This is a genomic window from Acinetobacter sp. P8-3-8, from assembly GCF_000214135.1.
GTDB lineage: Bacteria > Pseudomonadota > Gammaproteobacteria > Pseudomonadales > Moraxellaceae > Acinetobacter.
The window spans coordinates 35,251-50,641 of record NZ_AFIE01000012.1; the positions used below are offsets into that span (position 1 = coordinate 35,251).

At 37.0% G+C, this 15,391-nt stretch carries 17 protein-coding genes and 1 pseudogene; 7 read left to right on the top strand and 11 right to left on the bottom strand.

Annotated features, from left to right (window positions below; genetic code table 11):
- Nucleotides 1–4: 4 nt before the first annotated feature.
- Nucleotides 5–814 carry a 2,5-didehydrogluconate reductase DkgB gene (gene dkgB / locus GGG_RS0107420; protein ID WP_010113510.1) on the bottom strand — a complete coding sequence of 270 codons (810 nt, stop codon included), beginning with the start codon at nucleotides 812–814 and terminating at the stop codon, nucleotides 5–7.
- Between the two features lie 119 nt (nucleotides 815–933).
- Between dkgB and GGG_RS0107425 the strand changes: the two genes are divergently transcribed.
- Nucleotides 934–1,824, top strand: coding sequence for a LysR family transcriptional regulator (locus GGG_RS0107425; RefSeq protein ID WP_010113512.1), 891 nt, complete (start codon nucleotides 934–936; stop codon nucleotides 1,822–1,824).
- Here the strand turns inward: GGG_RS0107425 and GGG_RS0107430 are convergent.
- Nucleotides 1,784–2,191 carry a hypothetical protein gene (locus tag GGG_RS0107430; protein WP_010113514.1) on the bottom strand — a complete coding sequence of 136 codons (408 nt, stop codon included), beginning with the start codon at nucleotides 2,189–2,191 and terminating at the stop codon, nucleotides 1,784–1,786. The two genes, GGG_RS0107425 and GGG_RS0107430, sit on opposite strands and share 41 nt — an antisense overlap.
- Nucleotides 2,192–2,302: 111 nt before the next feature.
- Here GGG_RS0107430 and GGG_RS0107435 point away from each other — a divergent pair, with 111 nt between their 5' ends.
- Nucleotides 2,303–3,793, top strand: a complete 1,491-nt coding sequence (locus tag GGG_RS0107435; RefSeq protein ID WP_010113516.1) for a PLP-dependent aminotransferase family protein — start codon at nucleotides 2,303–2,305, stop codon at nucleotides 3,791–3,793.
- On the opposite strand, the gene GGG_RS0107440 is transcribed toward GGG_RS0107435, so the two are convergent.
- The 3 genes from GGG_RS0107440 to ubiG are packed head-to-tail and all read right to left on the bottom strand — an operon-like array spanning nucleotide 3,794 to nucleotide 5,992.
- Complete coding sequence (locus GGG_RS0107440) at nucleotides 3,794–4,540, bottom strand: YciK family oxidoreductase (RefSeq protein WP_010113519.1); 747 nt, start codon at nucleotides 4,538–4,540, stop codon at nucleotides 3,794–3,796.
- Between the two features lie 52 nt (nucleotides 4,541–4,592).
- Nucleotides 4,593–5,279, bottom strand: a complete 687-nt coding sequence (locus GGG_RS0107445; RefSeq protein WP_010113521.1) for an HAD family hydrolase — start codon at nucleotides 5,277–5,279, stop codon at nucleotides 4,593–4,595.
- Nucleotides 5,279–5,992 carry a bifunctional 2-polyprenyl-6-hydroxyphenol methylase/3-demethylubiquinol 3-O-methyltransferase UbiG gene (gene ubiG, locus GGG_RS0107450; RefSeq protein ID WP_010113523.1) on the bottom strand — a complete coding sequence of 238 codons (714 nt, stop codon included), beginning with the start codon at nucleotides 5,990–5,992 and terminating at the stop codon, nucleotides 5,279–5,281. Before ubiG ends, GGG_RS0107445 begins: the two co-directional genes overlap by 1 nt.
- Before the next feature lie 183 nt (nucleotides 5,993–6,175).
- On the opposite strand from ubiG, the gene GGG_RS0107455 reads away from it, so the two are divergent.
- The gene (locus tag GGG_RS0107455; RefSeq protein ID WP_010113524.1) at nucleotides 6,176–6,790 is read left to right on the top strand and encodes a thiol:disulfide interchange protein DsbA/DsbL; all 615 of its coding nucleotides are present in this window, start codon (nucleotides 6,176–6,178) and stop codon (nucleotides 6,788–6,790) included.
- A 111-nt stretch (nucleotides 6,791–6,901) separates the two neighbouring features.
- Here GGG_RS0107455 and GGG_RS0107460 read toward each other — a convergent pair whose 3' ends face one another.
- The gene (locus GGG_RS0107460; protein ID WP_010113525.1) at nucleotides 6,902–7,567 is read right to left on the bottom strand and encodes a TetR family transcriptional regulator; all 666 of its coding nucleotides are present in this window, start codon (nucleotides 7,565–7,567) and stop codon (nucleotides 6,902–6,904) included.
- A 174-nt stretch (nucleotides 7,568–7,741) separates the two neighbouring features.
- On the opposite strand from GGG_RS0107460, the gene GGG_RS0107465 reads away from it, so the two are divergent.
- The gene (locus GGG_RS0107465; protein ID WP_029574491.1) at nucleotides 7,742–8,794 is read left to right on the top strand and encodes a flavin reductase family protein; all 1,053 of its coding nucleotides are present in this window, start codon (nucleotides 7,742–7,744) and stop codon (nucleotides 8,792–8,794) included.
- A 148-nt stretch (nucleotides 8,795–8,942) separates the two neighbouring features.
- Nucleotides 8,943–10,076, top strand: a complete 1,134-nt coding sequence (locus GGG_RS0107470; protein WP_171057671.1) for an acyl-CoA desaturase — start codon at nucleotides 8,943–8,945, stop codon at nucleotides 10,074–10,076.
- Nucleotides 10,077–10,213: 137 nt separating this feature from the next.
- Here GGG_RS0107470 and GGG_RS0107480 read toward each other — a convergent pair whose 3' ends face one another.
- The 4 genes and pseudogenes from GGG_RS0107480 to GGG_RS19585 form a co-directional block, all read right to left on the bottom strand.
- The gene (locus tag GGG_RS0107480; protein ID WP_010113528.1) at nucleotides 10,214–10,741 is read right to left on the bottom strand and encodes a hypothetical protein; all 528 of its coding nucleotides are present in this window, start codon (nucleotides 10,739–10,741) and stop codon (nucleotides 10,214–10,216) included.
- A 63-nt stretch (nucleotides 10,742–10,804) separates the two neighbouring features.
- The gene (gene nadS, locus GGG_RS0107485) at nucleotides 10,805–11,077 is read right to left on the bottom strand and encodes a NadS family protein (protein ID WP_010113529.1); all 273 of its coding nucleotides are present in this window, start codon (nucleotides 11,075–11,077) and stop codon (nucleotides 10,805–10,807) included.
- Nucleotides 11,067–11,390 (bottom strand): type II toxin-antitoxin system RelE/ParE family toxin, encoded by a 324-nt coding sequence (locus GGG_RS0107490; RefSeq protein ID WP_010113531.1) that lies wholly within the window; start codon nucleotides 11,388–11,390, stop codon nucleotides 11,067–11,069. Before GGG_RS0107490 ends, nadS begins: the two co-directional genes overlap by 11 nt.
- Nucleotides 11,391–11,550: 160 nt before the next feature.
- Nucleotides 11,551–11,814, bottom strand: a pseudogene (locus GGG_RS19585) (PAAR domain-containing protein); the annotation flags it as partial.
- A gap of 283 nt (nucleotides 11,815–12,097) precedes the next feature.
- On the opposite strand from GGG_RS19585, the gene rph reads away from it, so the two are divergent.
- A complete protein-coding gene (gene rph / locus GGG_RS0107500; protein ID WP_010113535.1) occupies nucleotides 12,098–12,814 on the top strand; it encodes a ribonuclease PH in 717 nt (238 codons plus the stop codon).
- Nucleotides 12,815–13,165: 351 nt separating this feature from the next.
- Nucleotides 13,166–13,330 carry a hypothetical protein gene (locus GGG_RS21005; protein WP_157998076.1) on the top strand — a complete coding sequence of 55 codons (165 nt, stop codon included), beginning with the start codon at nucleotides 13,166–13,168 and terminating at the stop codon, nucleotides 13,328–13,330.
- Nucleotides 13,331–13,343: 13 nt separating this feature from the next.
- Here the strand turns inward: GGG_RS21005 and GGG_RS0107510 are convergent, their stop codons facing one another.
- Nucleotides 13,344–15,221, bottom strand: a complete 1,878-nt coding sequence (locus tag GGG_RS0107510; RefSeq protein ID WP_010113537.1) for an LTA synthase family protein — start codon at nucleotides 15,219–15,221, stop codon at nucleotides 13,344–13,346.
- Nucleotides 15,222–15,391: the final 170 nt, after the last annotated feature.

Sequence of the window (15,391 nt, forward strand, 5' to 3'; positions counted from 1 at the left end):
TTGATTAGTCCCATACTGGTGCTAAGTTTTCAGGATCAACTTCACGACCATTTTTGTCCAATTGCGCAATCATCTGCATTTCTTCAGCAGACAACTGAATATCTTGAGCTTTGAGATTCGCGATTAAATTTTCACGTTTTGTTGAAGATGGAATCACAGAGAAACCTTTTTGCAATGCCCATGCCAAAGCAATTTGCGCTGTACTGGCTTGGTGATGCTGTGCAATTTCAAACAAAATAGGATCATGTAGCACTTTGCCATATGCCAAAGTCATATATGACGTGATATCAATCTGTTGCGATTGTAAAAAATCCACAAGCTTTGGGTTTTGCAAATAGGGACTTAATTCAATTTGATTGGTTGCAATATTGTCTAAACCGACCGCTGCAATCGCTTGCTGGGTTAAATCAATATTGAAATTCGAAATACCGATATGTTCAGTTAAACCCTGCTGTTTTGCTTCAAGTAGGTTGTGCATCATTTCAGCAACAGAAATTCCAAGTTGTGGCGCTGGCCAATGAATCAACGTTAGATCCACTGCATCTGTACCTAGCTTTTGTAAGCTGTCTTTTAAACTTGGAATCAATTTGTCTGCTTTGTAGTGGTCTGTCCAAATTTTTGTGGTGATAAATAAGTCTTGGCGAGCAACTTTACTTTCAGCAATTGCTTGTCCAACTTCTGCTTCATTACCATAAATTTGTGCGGTATCCACAGCACGATAACCAACATCTAAAGCATTTTTGACTGAATCAATAACAGTCTGACCTGTTAAACGGAATGTGCCTACACCGAATTGCGGGATAATTTTAGACATGCGTTTTACTTCATTTTTGAGATTGGGTGTATTTTGCAGGGTTTATTGTTGATTAAAAATATTGAAATATGCAAAATATTATTGAGTATTCGTCAATAATCAAAGAGTGATTCACCTAGATGAAATCAACATTAGAAGAATTACAAGCTTTTATTAGTATCGTAGATAGTGGCTCGATTGTCGCTGCTGCGGAGCATTTGGAACAAACCACATCTGGGGTGAGTCGTGCATTGCAACGTCTTGAAACCAAACTCAATGTGACTTTACTGGAACGAACTACACGCAAGTTAAAATTGACGCAAGAAGGGCAATTATTTTTAGAAAAAGCCCGAAAAATTGTCAATGATCTGAATGAAGCAGAAGATGCTTTGCTTAAATCAGACAGTGATACATCTGGGTTAATTCGGGTGGATACAGCGACACCTTTTGTTTTACATGTCATTGCGCCGTTGATGAGTGAGTTTGTCGAGCTCTATCCGAATATTGAAATTGAGCTGAATAGTAATGATCAAATTATTGATTTATTAGAACATAAAACAGATGTTGCGATTCGATTCGGAGAATTAAACGATTCAAGCTTACATGCGCGATTACTGTGTAAAAGCCGTTTATATATCGTGGCAAGCCCTGAATATTTAGAGAAAAATGGTTATCCGCAAACACCTCAAGATATTCTTAATCATTCACAAATTGGTTTTAGTAAGGTGGCGCATTTAAATACGTGGCCCGTCTATGTAAATGGTGCAAAGCTGACAGTACGGCCGAAAATTAAAGCGTCAAATGGTGAAACTGTACGTAAAATGGCTTTAGATGGGTTGGGTATAACGTGTCTATCTGCATTCTTAGTACACAAGGACATTAAACAAAAACGTTTAATCGCCTTGTTTGAAGATCAAATCGAAATTTATGAACAGCGCATCCATGCGGTTTATTATCAGCAAGAGCATTTGCCGAAACGTGTCCGTTTATTTATTGAGTTTTTAGCTCAAAAGCTGTCAAAGTATCGATAGTCTTTTGTGATGGTAAGTCTAAACTCAACAAAGTTTGCTTGCTATTTTGCTGAGGGTTCACCAATTTAATTTCATAGTGTTGTGCTGAGTTTTGCTGACATTCAAATTGTAAATTTTGTTGTGTGGGAATATTAATTTTCATGGTTGTGTCACGACTTGCACGATAACGATATGCTCTCACTGAAGCGGTTTGGTGCAAAGTGGGTTGTAAGTGATCAAGTTGGTATTCCCCTAAACGCTGTGTTTTTAAAAAGCCTTCAATCAATGATTTACAGATAAAGTGTTGTTGTTGCGCTGCCTGATTCACTTGTTGTGGTTGGCAAGCACTTAAACCTAAAACAACGCTTAGTATGATGATTGTTCTCATTTATTTTCTCCTTTCAAAGCAACACTATTTAAAATATCGGCTGTGCAAGAAGCATAAATCTGTTAAGTTTGTGGATACAGATACAACAAATACTAAAAAGTAGACACAGATATGGCTTTTCAATATCAAACACTTGCACAGCAGATCGCACAAAAGATTTATTGTGGTGAATTGGTCGTGGGGCAACGCCTCAGCTCATTGCGCCAATTTGCACAACAACAGAAGATTAGTTTGAATACAGCCAAAAGTTGTTATGAATTGCTTGAGGCACAAGGGCTGATTTATGTCAAAGAGAAATCAGGCTATTTCGTACAATCACAGCAGAAAGTGCAACACATTGCCGTACCTGATCATCCAGACTTTAAGTCTAGACCACGTGAAGTCTCCAATTTAGAGCTACAAATTCAAATTCATGAAGCAGCAATCAATAATCGATTGATTCATTTGGGTTCAATTCAATTGTCACCCAACTTAGTTCCTGTAGAAGCTTTACGCCGTTCAATTCAACGTGCGTTAAAACATTGTAAGCCTGAAGATTTTTTATATAGCGATCGACAAGGTCATCCACAATTACGAGAAGCGCTTTCAGCACATTGGGCAGAAGATGGTTTTTATATTGCCAAAGAGGATATTTATATCAGCAATGGCTGTATGCCTGCTTTATCTGTAGCGATTCAGAATTTTACTCAAGTGGGGGATAGCATTATCATCCCTACCCCAAACTATAATGGTCAGTTGCAACTTTTGGCATTGCTCAAACGGAAAATTATTGAAATTCCTGCCAATACAGAGGGTTTCGATATCGATCGTTTAGAACAAGTGATGCGGGATTCAGGCGCAAAAGCGTGTTTATTGACGGCAAACTTTCAGAATCCTTTGGGTTTTTGTTTAAGTAATGCGGATAAGGAAAAGATTGCCCAATTGGCAGCCAAATATCAGTGCTATGTGATTGAAGATGATATTTATGCAGAGTGTAGTTTTAATGCTAAACGTCCATTACCGATTAAATACTGGGATCAAACGGGCTATGTGATTTATTGTGGTTCGATTTCTAAATCGTTATCCACATCTTATCGAGTCGGATGGTTTTGTATTCCGCAACGATTACAGCATTTACATGCCACGTTGCTAACACAGAATGTGTCAGTGAATACGCCGTTGCAATTGGGACTTGCTGATTTGATTTTTAGCCGTGCTTATCGTCAGCATCTAAACGAATTATGTCCGAAGTTGATGGCACAGGTGGAACAATATCGCCAATTTATATATCAAGCCTTTCAAGGGGTAGACATTCGTCTGAATCAACCGCAGGGCAGTTATGCCTTGTGGTTACAGTTACCTCAGCAAATTGATAGTTTGGCGATGTATTATTATGCACAACAGCACAGCATCAATATCGTACCTGGGTTAATTTTTGGTGAGGATAAACGTTATAACAATTGTATTCGTTTGAATGCAGGGCATGAATTGTCTCAAGAGATTCGAGAAGCGATTTTATTATTGGCAGATTGGGTAAAAGATCAGCTTCATTTTGCGGATGCTGATGCTAAAAACGCTCTTAGGTCTGATCTGACACAAGAGCGTTTATTTGAAGCAAGTTAATTAATCTTGAGCGTCAATACTTTGACCGTTCATATCCAAGCTGTCATCACCCATCAGGTAAAGATAGGCAGGCATGATGGCTTCTGGTGTACGTAAGGTTTTTGGATCTTCATCGGGATACGCTTTTGCACGCATTGCCGTGCGTGTACCGCCCGGATTAATACAATTAAAGCGGATATTCGGATAGGTCTTTTCTTTGGCAAAGATTTGACTCACCGCTTCAATGGCAATTTTAGATACAGAATAAGCACCCCATAGCGCACGTGCTTCACGTCCAACGCCAGAGCTTGCAAAGACGACAGATGCATTTTCAGATTTTTGCAATAATGGAAGTAGCTCTTGGGTCAAGATAAAGGGCGCACGTAAATTTACCGCCATCACATCATCCCAAACATCATCTGGATAATGTGCTAATTCAACGCGTTCACCAAGAATGCCTGCATTGTGCAAAATACCATCCAAATGCCCAAATTGTTGTTCTAAGGTTTCGTACAACAATTCGTAGTCGTGAGGTGATGCAGTTGAGAGTTGTAACGGTAGAATAGCAGGCTGTGGCGCACCAAGGGCTTCAATTTCATCATAAATGACTTCAAGCTTATTCAAGGTACGACCATGTAAAACCACAGTTGCACCATGTAATGCATAACTGAGCGCTGCGGCACGCCCAATTCCGTCTCCCGCACCTGTAATCAGGATGATCTTGCCTTTTAATAAGTCTGGGCGAGGTTGATATTCTGAATATTTCATGGGAGACCTCCTATCATTGTTATTGAGTTATTTATACAAATTGCTTATTAAATTAAGCTGTAATTCGTCTGATATCCACCAATTTATTGATGACTTGATGTAATTCAGTGACGTTATTTACAATACAGTCAGCTTGCCATGCATCTAGATTATCTTTGTGTTCTAAAGGTAAATAGCCATAAGCTGCAAGTATGGTGTACATACTGGCATTACGCCCTGCATCAATATCACGTGGGTGATCACCTACATAAATAATCTGTTTTGGATCAATCTTCAAGTAGTTTGCAGCAAGATACATCGGCTCTGGATCGGGTTTGGTATGTGTCACATCTTCAGGACAAACCAATACAGCACAGCGTTCAGTTAAGTTTAATGCTTCGAGCAAAGATTCACTGAGTCCACGGGGTTTATTGGTGACAATCCCCCAAGGAATGTTGTTATTTTCTAAGTCTTCTAATAACGGATACATACCTTGAAATAGATCTGTATCCACAGCAATATCAGCACCGTACAAATCTAAGAAACGCTGACGATGCGCAATGAAAATAGGATCATCCACAGCCAATTCAGGATAAACCAGTTTTACCATGGCACGAGCGCCTTCTGACACTTGTGTACGAATCAAATCTGCATCCACCACGGCACGACCTTCTTCACGACACATTGCCTGAATGATACGAATAAAGTCTGCTGCGGTATCAATCAATGTTCCATCTAAATCAAACAGTACAGCTTGCATTACACACCTTCATTTACGGTATAGACCATATAGTTCACATCTACATTTGGAGCAAGCCAATAGTGTTTGGTTAATGGATTGTAATGTAAGCCAGTCATATCTTTCAGCTTTAAACCTGAGTTGCGAATATCATGTGCAAGTTCAGATGGTTTAATGAATTTATGATAATCATGTGTACCTTTTTTCAATAAGCGCAATACATATTCAGCACCCACAATGGCGAATAAATACGATTTAGGATTACGGTTAATGGTTGAAAAGAACACATGACCATTGGGTTTGACTAGTTTTTGACAGGCTTGAATGATCGATGCAGGATCTGGAACGTGTTCTAACATTTCCATACAGGTCACAATGTCGTATTGTCCTGCTTGTTCTTCTGCAAGTTGTTCAACAGGAACTTGACGATATTCAATATTGTGTACATTTTCTTGTTCTGCATGTAGGCGTGCGACATTGAGCGGCGCTGCTCCCATGTCAATACCCAAAACATCTGCACCACGACGTGCCATGCTTTCTGATAAGATTCCGCCACCGCAACCTACGTCTAGAATTTTTTTACCAGCTAAACCACCTGAATGTTCATCAATCCAGTTTAAGCGTAGTGGGTTAATTTGATGTAGAGGTCTGAACTCAGAGTGTTGATCCCACCATAAAGCAGCGAGTGCTTCAAATTTAGCAATTTCTTGTGGATCAACATTAAGTTGCGACATGACAGTCACCTCTGAGTAAATTGTTTTAATCAAAAATTAATTCAAGCTATGCTAGTGTAACGTTAATTCTGAAAAAAGCGATGAATCGTGTAAAAAACTTCACAGAAGGAAAACGATTTTCCCATATTTGTTTTATAGTTAGTGCATAAGCTATACAAAACGACTTCGAGGACAATAAAGTCAATGAAAAAATTTATTCTTGGTGGCATGACTGCAATGGTTATGGCATTTTCTGCAAATACTATGGCTGCAGATTTTGTTGCAGGTAAAGATTATACTGTTGTACAAAACCCAGGCAAAGTAAGCGTTCCAGGTAAGATTGAAGTACGTGAATTCTTTTGGTACGGATGTCCGCACTGCTTTAAATTAGAACCGCATATGCAAGCATGGCTGAAAAAGATTCCAAAAGATGTGAATTTTATTCGTACACCTGCGGCAATGAATCCACTTTGGGAACAAGGTGCGCGTGCATATTATGTATCGGAAGCACTAGGTGTGCGTAAACGTACGCATTTACCATTATTCCATGCCAATGGAACAGGTCAGCAGATCCTAGATAAAGATGCTTTTGCTAAATTCTATACACGTTATGGTGTACCTGAAGCGAAATTTAACAGCATGTACAGTTCATTTGCGATTACTGCAAAAGTTGCTGAGTCAAATCAATTGGCTGCGCAATACCAACTTTCAGGTGTCCCTGCTGTGGTTGTAAATGGTAAGTATGTTGTACAAGGTGAAGATGGTAAAGTGACTCAAGTTGTTGATTACTTGATTAACAAAGAACGTAAAGGCAAATAAGCTCAATTTTCGATTTAAGAAAAACCCGCAATTTAAGATCGCGGGTTTTTTTATTACTTATTGAATTGATATTTTTAGATCAAGAAAACTTGCATATAGATGTAGCGGCAGTTATTTATTATCAATTTTGCCTTCATCTTTTTGAGTATCCCAATTCTCAATCCCTTTAAAAATCAGACGAATTTGAGTGACAGCTTGTTTTTGCAGAACCATTTTTTGTAGTTCAAGTTCAATACCTGAATAAAGCCGTTCTAAACTGATCCATGACATTGCCCAAGTAAACGATAAATTAATCAAGATATTGGTAATGACTTTGAGATTATTTTCATCATGAAAATTTTGCACAATTTCAAATTTTTTTAAATCATTGGCAAGATCATCATTTAAAAAAGCAATTTCACGCGCAATCGCTCTACGTACAGCTTCTGAGCCACCCCAACGCTCAGAGATCATAAAAATCCATTGTTGCGGATTATTATCAACAGCCTCAAAAAATAATTGCATGCTGGTTTTCGTTTTTGTTTCAGGGTGTGCAAAACCTTTACCCAATTGATGTAAAACATTTTTTAAATATAAGGCAACTTGATCGACCAGTTCTTTGCCGAGCTCATCCATGTCTTGGAAATGTCGATAAAAAGCAGTTGGTACAAGTCCAACTTCTCGTGCTACTTCACGCAAGCTAATGCTCGAAAATGAACGACCTGATGTGCTTAAAGCTAAAGCAGCATCGAGTAAAGCCTGACGGCTTTGCTGTTTACGTTCATCGCGTATCGACATTCTGTTATCCAAAAATTCTTGTTGTGACGAGTTTATCAAAAAAATAAACAAATTAAACGACGAATGTCAGTGTACAGGTGTTGACTGAATTCAAAAAATGATTATAGTGTACACATGTTCACTAAAAGAACATTTGTTCACTCAATAAATAGCAAGCACAAAGAGGAACGCAACATGAGTAACTATATGCAATATCAGCCAGCCACGAATCAGCAGCATGGATATCGACCAGAATTAATTCGTGAAGATTTTGTCGACTTTATCGCTGAAAAGATTAATCCTGTTTGGGCTTGGAAAAAAGTGAAAGCAACTGTTGTGAAGACACGTGCTTTAAGTCCTGATTTTTATCAAATTCAGTTACGCCCAAATCGTAATTTTAAACATCAGCAATTCAAAGCAGGGCAAAGTATTCTTGTTACTGTAGAAATTGCAGGTGTACGCCAACAACGTAGTTATTCTGTGGTGAAATTTTTAGCCAATGGCAACGTTATTATTGCTGTTAAACAACAAGGTAAAGTATCTAAGGTATTGAGTCAGTTAGCTTTTGGAAAAGTTGTTGAACTTTCTCAGCCACAAGGTGATTTTGTCCTTAATCAAGATACTACACCTATTTTATTGATTGCATCAGGTAGTGGTATTACGGCTATTTATTCGCTGTTACTTGAGGCTTTAAAAGAGCCAAACCGTTCTATTGATTTGATTTATTTTAGCCGTGATGACGCATTTCATGCAGATTTAGAGAAACTTGCTCAACAGCACGATCAGTTTCATTATCATGCGATTAATACAACACAAAACAAACAGCATTTGACTGTGGAATTATTAGAAAGTCTCGTTGCTGATTTTCAAACACGTCAAAGTTATGCATGTGGCGCATCCGCAATGATGCAAAGTTTGAATCAAATTTTTCAAGATTTAAAGATTACACAACAACTTAAGCAAGAATATTTCCAGATCACAGTGGATGAAAGTTTAGCTGCTCAGCCTGTAGTGTTTTTACGTTCACAGCAAGCGTTCGAGGCCAAATCTAACCTTTTGGAAAGCGCGGAACAGGCAGGATTGAAGCCTACACATGGTTGCCGTATGGGGATTTGTAATACGTGTACGTGTACCAAAGTCAGTGGTTCGACCAAAAACGTACTGACAGGCGAAATTGATCATGCTTCCAATACACAGATTAAGTTATGTATTAGCCAAGCGATCAGTCCTGTGACGATTAATTTGTGATTTCAAATATTTAGCTTTAGCCACAATAGTCACATTCAACAAATTTAAAAATTTCCAAGCTTTAACGATCAAAGCTTAGGGAACGTATATCCAAAATTTAAGACACAGTTTAGAAAAAATGAATAGTGTAGGAGAAAAAGCAATGAATATGTCGGTGAATTTTCCAAACAGTAAGTCAAAACATTTAAGCCCAGAACAAACAGCAGAATTTGGTCGCCGTGTCGATGAAATCCGTCGTGAAGTCATGGAGAGCTTAGGTGAACAAGATGCCAAATACATTTATAAAATTCGTAATTTTGTACGTTATAGCGAAATTGTTTCACGTGGAGCGTTAATGTTTGGTGGTTGGATTCCACCTGTTTGGGTATTTGGTACAGCATTATTGGGTATTTCCAAAATTGTGGAAAATATGGAATTGGGTCATAACGTAATGCATGGTCAGTTTGACTGGTTGAATGATCCAAGTCTAAACGGTGCAAATTATGATTGGGATACCATGTCTACTGGGGATGATTGGAAATATACACATAATTATATCCATCATACCTATACCAATATTATCGGAAAAGACCATGATGTCGGTTATGGTTTATTACGAGTAAGCGAATCTCAAAAATGGGAACCTCGTTTTCTTTTGAATATTCCTTTAGCGATTCAATTAATGGTGTTTTTTGAATGGTATGTCGGCGTTCAAAACTTACATTTGGAAGATGCTTTAGTCTATAAAACCAAGACTTGGAAACAAGTGTGGGCTGATGCGACTAAATTCCGTAAAAAAGCACGCCGTCAGATTTTAAAAGATTATGTGTTTTTTCCAGTGATTGCAGGGCCGAATGCGTTGCCTGTTTTAGCAGGAAATGCGGTTGCCAATGTTATTCGTAGTTTGTGGTCATCTGCGGTGATTTTTAATGGTCACTTTACTGAAGATGCTGAAACTTTTGAAGCAGATAATACTGAGAATGAAACACGTGCTGAATGGTATTTACGTCAGATTCGTGGTTCGAGTAATTTCACAGGTACAGATTGGTTGCACATTTTGAGTGGAAATTTAAGCCATCAAATTGAGCATCATTTATTCCCTGATATGCCTGCCAATCGTTATTCTGAAGTTGCACCTAAAATCAAAGCTTTATGTGATGAATATGGTATCAATTATAATGAAGCGAACTTTTTCCAACAGTTTTGGAGTGTATGGGTACGTTTGGCGAAGTGTTCTTTACCTAATAATTTGACGTCTACGATTACGCATTCTTTGCAAAAGGTGAAGGGGATTTTTGCTTAAAGAGTGTTGAGTTGGTTGTTGCATTAGACCAATTTAGATTGTGAAATATAATCAGAAATTAAGGAGCCCAATTTATGCAAATTGGGTTCCTTAATATTCACAACATATTGATTTTGAATTTTTAATAAAAACATATGTTAAATGGACGGCTGATTCCAAATTTCATCTAATCTTTTTAAATCATTATAGGCTTGTTCAAACTCAATATAATTAAATGTTAGTATTGGTGCAGAAATAGGGTTTTCCCATATAACAGATGTTACAACATCATGTGTATTTCCACATGCTAATCCAAATCGAGTCCATTGCACGTTAGAATCAGTAACAACTTGTTCAACCATGATAACGCTACATATAAGATCTAAATCATCAGAGCAGATTAAAAGAGGTACAACAGTAGAAACTGCACCATATTCAGAAGATTTTGGTTCAAGGAGTTTCCAAGCATTACTTAGCGAATGGTTATTCTCAAAATTATATAACCACCCCTGTGCTGGGACTAAATTGTCAGTTCTATCAATAATATTCGTATTTCCATTTATCCATAAGTTTAGTGGAACACCGTCAATTAGAAGTATAGGAAATGGTTTTGAGTTTCCATTTGCATCCTGAATACAAGCATTGATTGGATGTTCTCTCAAAAAAATAGCTGAAATGGAGTTCATATATTTATTAACTACTTTGATTACTTAAAATTTACGTAATTGGAGGGGACTAAACATAAAGCTTTAAATTAGGCTTGGATATGTGTCTAAAATTCGAATGAGTGTTGCGGCTGGTCCAGTTGGGTAGCGTCTACCTTGTTCCCAATTCTGAAGTGTACGAGGGCTAATATGCAAACGTGCAGCGAATTCAGTTTGACTCAAACCTGTTTTTTCACGTACTTCTTTAATATCAGGCAACTCAAGTTTTGTTACCTGACTTGCTTGAATATCTTCACGTTTAATTGCACCAGCTTCTTTAATTGAAGAAACTAGGTCATCAAATAAATTATTGTCCATGAAGCTGTTCCTTCACTAATTGGCGCAGAATTGCGGTTTCTTTATCTGTAAGATTGTCTTTAATCGACTTAGGGTAAGCTACTAAGAAAAAGATTTGTTCATCAGCTGAAATCCAATAATAGATTACACGGATACCACCACTTTTTCCTTTATGACCTTGAGCACAGCGTATTTTGCGTATTCCACCACTATTTTTAATAACAACACCTTTATCAGGTTTTATCACAAGATCGTGTTGTAACTGACGATATTCCTCATCAGTGACAAGTTCTTTGATTTGTTTAGTAAAAATACTAGTTTCAATAAATAGCATAATTTAAAATACGCCATTGGCGTATAAAAGAGTATAACAATCTGATCATAAAATAGCGAGAGCCTTAGATGTTATGATGCGTATCTCATAAGTTTGGTTGATCTATAAATTTATGGATTAAAGCTACGTTCTTTAAATGAGAAAGAAATCTTCATCCCTGATTATCCATAACCACAAGATTAGAAATTTTTAAAAATTTTGCCCCACACGTTGAAGTATCATCCGCAACGATGACGCTTTTACCATTTACAGTAATAAAACCTCGGTTAGAGGCAATCGCTTTGGACTGGATTTGGCATTTAGGGCAATAGTGCGTCATCCCATCGAGATGCACTGCTTTACCTTCAACGATATAAGAAGAATCACCTAAAAGGATGATCCCACCATGATCTGTTTTACAGCCGACAGTAATAAATGCTTTCATTGTTATTGTTTACTTTTAATTAATAATCTTTGTATTAAAACATAATAAACTATCGAAGCACAAACGTTACAACCTTATTCATTTATTCTTGATAATAAGTCACTGAAAATGTGGTGGTAACAGTGATGTGTGAGGTGCTTTATTCTCATCAGATCGCGTTGAGTCAGTAAAACTGCTGAATACACTCAGCCTCTATTCTAAAAACACCATCTTGTAACAAAACCAAATCGATTGCTTCTGCTATACTAATGCGCAATATTTTTAAATCCCATAAGGACAAACTATGCGTATCGACCAACGTGCATTAGATCAATTACGTGATGTTAAAATTACCCGTAACTACACACGTTATGCGGAAGGTTCAGTATTGGTTGAATTTGGTCATACAAAAGTGCTGTGTACTGCAAGTATTGACAATTCAGTACCACGTTTCCTCAAAGGTCAGGGACAAGGTTGGGTAACTGCTGAATACGGTATGTTGCCACGATCTACACATACACGTAGTGACCGTGAAGCAGCACGTGGTAAACAATCTGGTCGTACACAAGAAATCCAACGTTTAATTGGTCGTAGCCTACGTGCAATGGTGGATTTAAAAAAATTAGGTGAAAACACCATTACCATCGACTGTGACGTGATCCAAGCAGATGGCGGTACACGTACTGCGGCGATTACAGGTGCAGCAGTTGCATTAATCGATGCAATGAATGTACTGCTAGAGAAAAAGAAAATTAAACATGATCCATTAAAAGGTTTAGTTGCTGCGATTTCAGTCGGAATTTTTGAAGACGAAGTATTACTTGATTTGTGCTATGAAGAAGATTCTAACTGCCAAACTGATTTGAATGTTGTGATGACACAAGCAGGTGAATTTATTGAAATTCAAGGAACTGCGGAAGAAAAACCATTTACACGTGCGCAATCAAATGCAATGCTTGAAATGGCGGAAAAAGGTATTCAAGAATTAGTGAAAAAACAAAAGGAAGCACTTGGTTGGTAATACAAAAGCCAATTTAAGCTGTGATCAAACGCACTCTCGAGTGCGTTTTTTATTTGGAAAATAATGGTGAATCGGAAAGGGAAGTGGGTAAATACGGTTGAATTATTCGATGGACTTTTTCTTATTTTCTTCTATTTACAAACGTATGTCATAGGCGAGGGTTAGGAAATTAACATCATAATGATAACAGCACTTGCATGATGTCACCCATTTAAGTTTCGGGTCATGTAATGTGCATACGAGATACAAAACTCGCCAAAAGCCCTAGTCATTTTAATACAACATCTTCAAACCATGTGATAGTAGGTCAATTAAGCTATTTGAAATTTCAAAACAAGCTTGGGTATAAACATGCAAATATTAATTTTTCTTTTTGCCATGATCACTTTTGTATTAATGGCCAGTGATCCACGTTTAGATCGACTGGATCAACGAGATGTAACCGCGCAAAATGACCAAAAGATAGAACATGTTCAATATGATTCAGTAAAAGATGACTCCGAAAAATCGACTTGAACTGTATTATGAGTTAGCTCTCAGCTTTAGCTTGTAATAATTGATAAGTAAAATTCTTCCCATTTAACACATCCATATTCATGTCTTTATATTGTTTAAGAATTTCAGCTGAGTTGGAATCACAAGACTTCTGCGGTTCAATACCCGTTTGATGAACTGTTTTATAGCAAGAATTTACTTTATCAATAAAATGATAATAAGGTGAAAGCGGTACATGGGCTGCTTCTAAAACTTTAGGCGCTAAGAAGTGTGCAGCAACAAATGACCCTTGAAATTGTTTTTTATCAATCGGGAAGTTTGCCCAAACAGCTAAAGGTGTTTCAAAGAAACGCACATCTTTTTTCTCAGTTTTTTCTTGCTCAGACTTGAAGAAACCATATTCATCATAAACTTTTTGCAAGTTTGGTAAATGGTCTCCGAAGAAAATCACAATGGTTGGGCGATCGAGTTGTTTTACATTTTCAATTAAGGTTTTGAATTTATCATCGGCACGTTGCATACCTGTTAAATAGGTATTGAGCGCACGTTTACTATTCTCACTGACACCCTTTTTATTGATTTTAAAGTGATCTTTACCAAAACGATCATCACTGTACATCGGATGGTTTTCAACACTAATCGCATAAATAAACTGAGGTTTATCGGTATTTTTGAGCTGATTTTCAATGCTGTTATAAATTAAATCATCGGTCGCCCAACCTGCAGCATTGATGTATTTCGCACGATCAGCCATGTTGATCATATTTTCAATTGAGGTAAAACGGTTAAAACCTAAGTTGTTATAAACAGCGCTACGGTTATAAAAATATTTTCCGTTATTGTGCATCGCTGTCGTTTCATAGCCTAAGCTATTTAAATACATGGGTAATGAATAGGTTGGACGCTTTAATTTAGACACATAAGCCAACTCATTATGATTTAAATAAGTATTTAAACTGGTCAAAACTTCAAATTCAACATTGGCTGTACCACCACCAAAACTTGGCGATAGCAATGTGGAAACCTGATTTTTATTGATAGTTGGTGTGATATTTCGTGGAATGCTTTTATCAAGTTGCGTTGCATCCCAATGTGATTCACTCATCACAAAGACAATATTGGGTAATGGTTGTGGTTCAACAGTTTCTTTACTGGCAATCGTGGTCTGTTCTGTAATCGGAGTATTATTTTCAGTTGGCTGATAGAATGTAGCGACTTCTTGCTCAGGAATCACTTCAGTTTGAAAAATTTGATTATTCAAACTGTCCACAGATTTTGAAAAGAAAAAGGTCGAAAAACCCAAATATTTAATGGTTAAATGATCACCAATCCAATCACCACGGGTATTGGGTAAATATTGTGTATATTGACAAATTGAACCTTTTTTAGCGTTGGCACAAGACTCGCTAAAGTTATTTGTAAAATTAGCCGTAATAAAAAATCCAAGAATCGCCACTGACAAAATACTGTTAGCAAGCAATAAAGATTTCGTACCTAATTTTTCTTTTTTATAAATAAAGGCAAAGAGCGCAATAAAAACTGCAATACTGGCAAATACAGTGATCTTTAAAAAAATTGGGGAAGCAATAAAGGTTTCTTTAAACAGTAAAAAATCACTTGGAACCAAACTTGCGGAAAGATATTGTTCTTTTTTGATATTGATAAAGGTCAGTAAGAAAATAATGAACTGACTCAATAATATAGTGGCAAATGTCTTTCTTAAAATTAAATAAAATAAGCTGATAAAAGCATAATTCAATAAAATTGAAAAACCATATTTAAATAAACGCGGCTTTAAATAGATGTCACGTAATTGAAAGAAACGCGTGATATCTTCTTGGTATAAGAAAAAAGCAAATACAGATAAAAAAGCGACAAGTAAAAACAGCACTTGTTGTTTCAAAGTCTTCATTGGCTTAATTTCAGGGGTGATTTGGAATGGACAATGATTATAGGCTGATTAGTGCGGTTTTTCTATGTATGTGTTGCTTATTTTGTAAGCAATATTGATTAAAAATTTCAAAAAATGTAAAACTTGAAAATCAGAACATTCAATTATACAAAGCAATAAAACATAAGCTA

Coding starts and splice junctions, on each gene's coding strand:
- nadS (WP_010113529.1), bottom strand. CDS start 11,077: ATGGACAATAATTTATTTGATGACCTAGTTTCTTCAATTAAAGAAGCT.
- GGG_RS0107430 (WP_010113514.1), bottom strand. CDS start 2,191: ATGAGAACAATCATCATACTAAGCGTTGTTTTAGGTTTAAGTGCTTGC.
- GGG_RS0107425 (WP_010113512.1), top strand. CDS start 934: ATGAAATCAACATTAGAAGAATTACAAGCTTTTATTAGTATCGTAGAT.
- GGG_RS0107490 (WP_010113531.1), bottom strand. CDS start 11,390: ATGCTATTTATTGAAACTAGTATTTTTACTAAACAAATCAAAGAACTT.
- GGG_RS0107465 (WP_029574491.1), top strand. CDS start 7,742: ATGAGTAACTATATGCAATATCAGCCAGCCACGAATCAGCAGCATGGA.
- GGG_RS0107460 (WP_010113525.1), bottom strand. CDS start 7,567: ATGTCGATACGCGATGAACGTAAACAGCAAAGCCGTCAGGCTTTACTC.
- rph (WP_010113535.1), top strand. CDS start 12,098: ATGCGTATCGACCAACGTGCATTAGATCAATTACGTGATGTTAAAATT.
- GGG_RS0107445 (WP_010113521.1), bottom strand. CDS start 5,279: ATGCAAGCTGTACTGTTTGATTTAGATGGAACATTGATTGATACCGCA.
- GGG_RS0107455 (WP_010113524.1), top strand. CDS start 6,176: ATGAAAAAATTTATTCTTGGTGGCATGACTGCAATGGTTATGGCATTT.
- GGG_RS0107510 (WP_010113537.1), bottom strand. CDS start 15,221: ATGAAGACTTTGAAACAACAAGTGCTGTTTTTACTTGTCGCTTTTTTA.
- GGG_RS0107435 (WP_010113516.1), top strand. CDS start 2,303: ATGGCTTTTCAATATCAAACACTTGCACAGCAGATCGCACAAAAGATT.
- dkgB (WP_010113510.1), bottom strand. CDS start 814: ATGTCTAAAATTATCCCGCAATTCGGTGTAGGCACATTCCGTTTAACA.
- GGG_RS0107440 (WP_010113519.1), bottom strand. CDS start 4,540: ATGAAATATTCAGAATATCAACCTCGCCCAGACTTATTAAAAGGCAAG.
- GGG_RS0107480 (WP_010113528.1), bottom strand. CDS start 10,741: ATGAACTCCATTTCAGCTATTTTTTTGAGAGAACATCCAATCAATGCT.
- ubiG (WP_010113523.1), bottom strand. CDS start 5,992: ATGTCGCAACTTAATGTTGATCCACAAGAAATTGCTAAATTTGAAGCA.
- GGG_RS21005 (WP_157998076.1), top strand. CDS start 13,166: ATGCAAATATTAATTTTTCTTTTTGCCATGATCACTTTTGTATTAATG.
- GGG_RS0107470 (WP_171057671.1), top strand. CDS start 8,943: ATGTCGGTGAATTTTCCAAACAGTAAGTCAAAACATTTAAGCCCAGAA.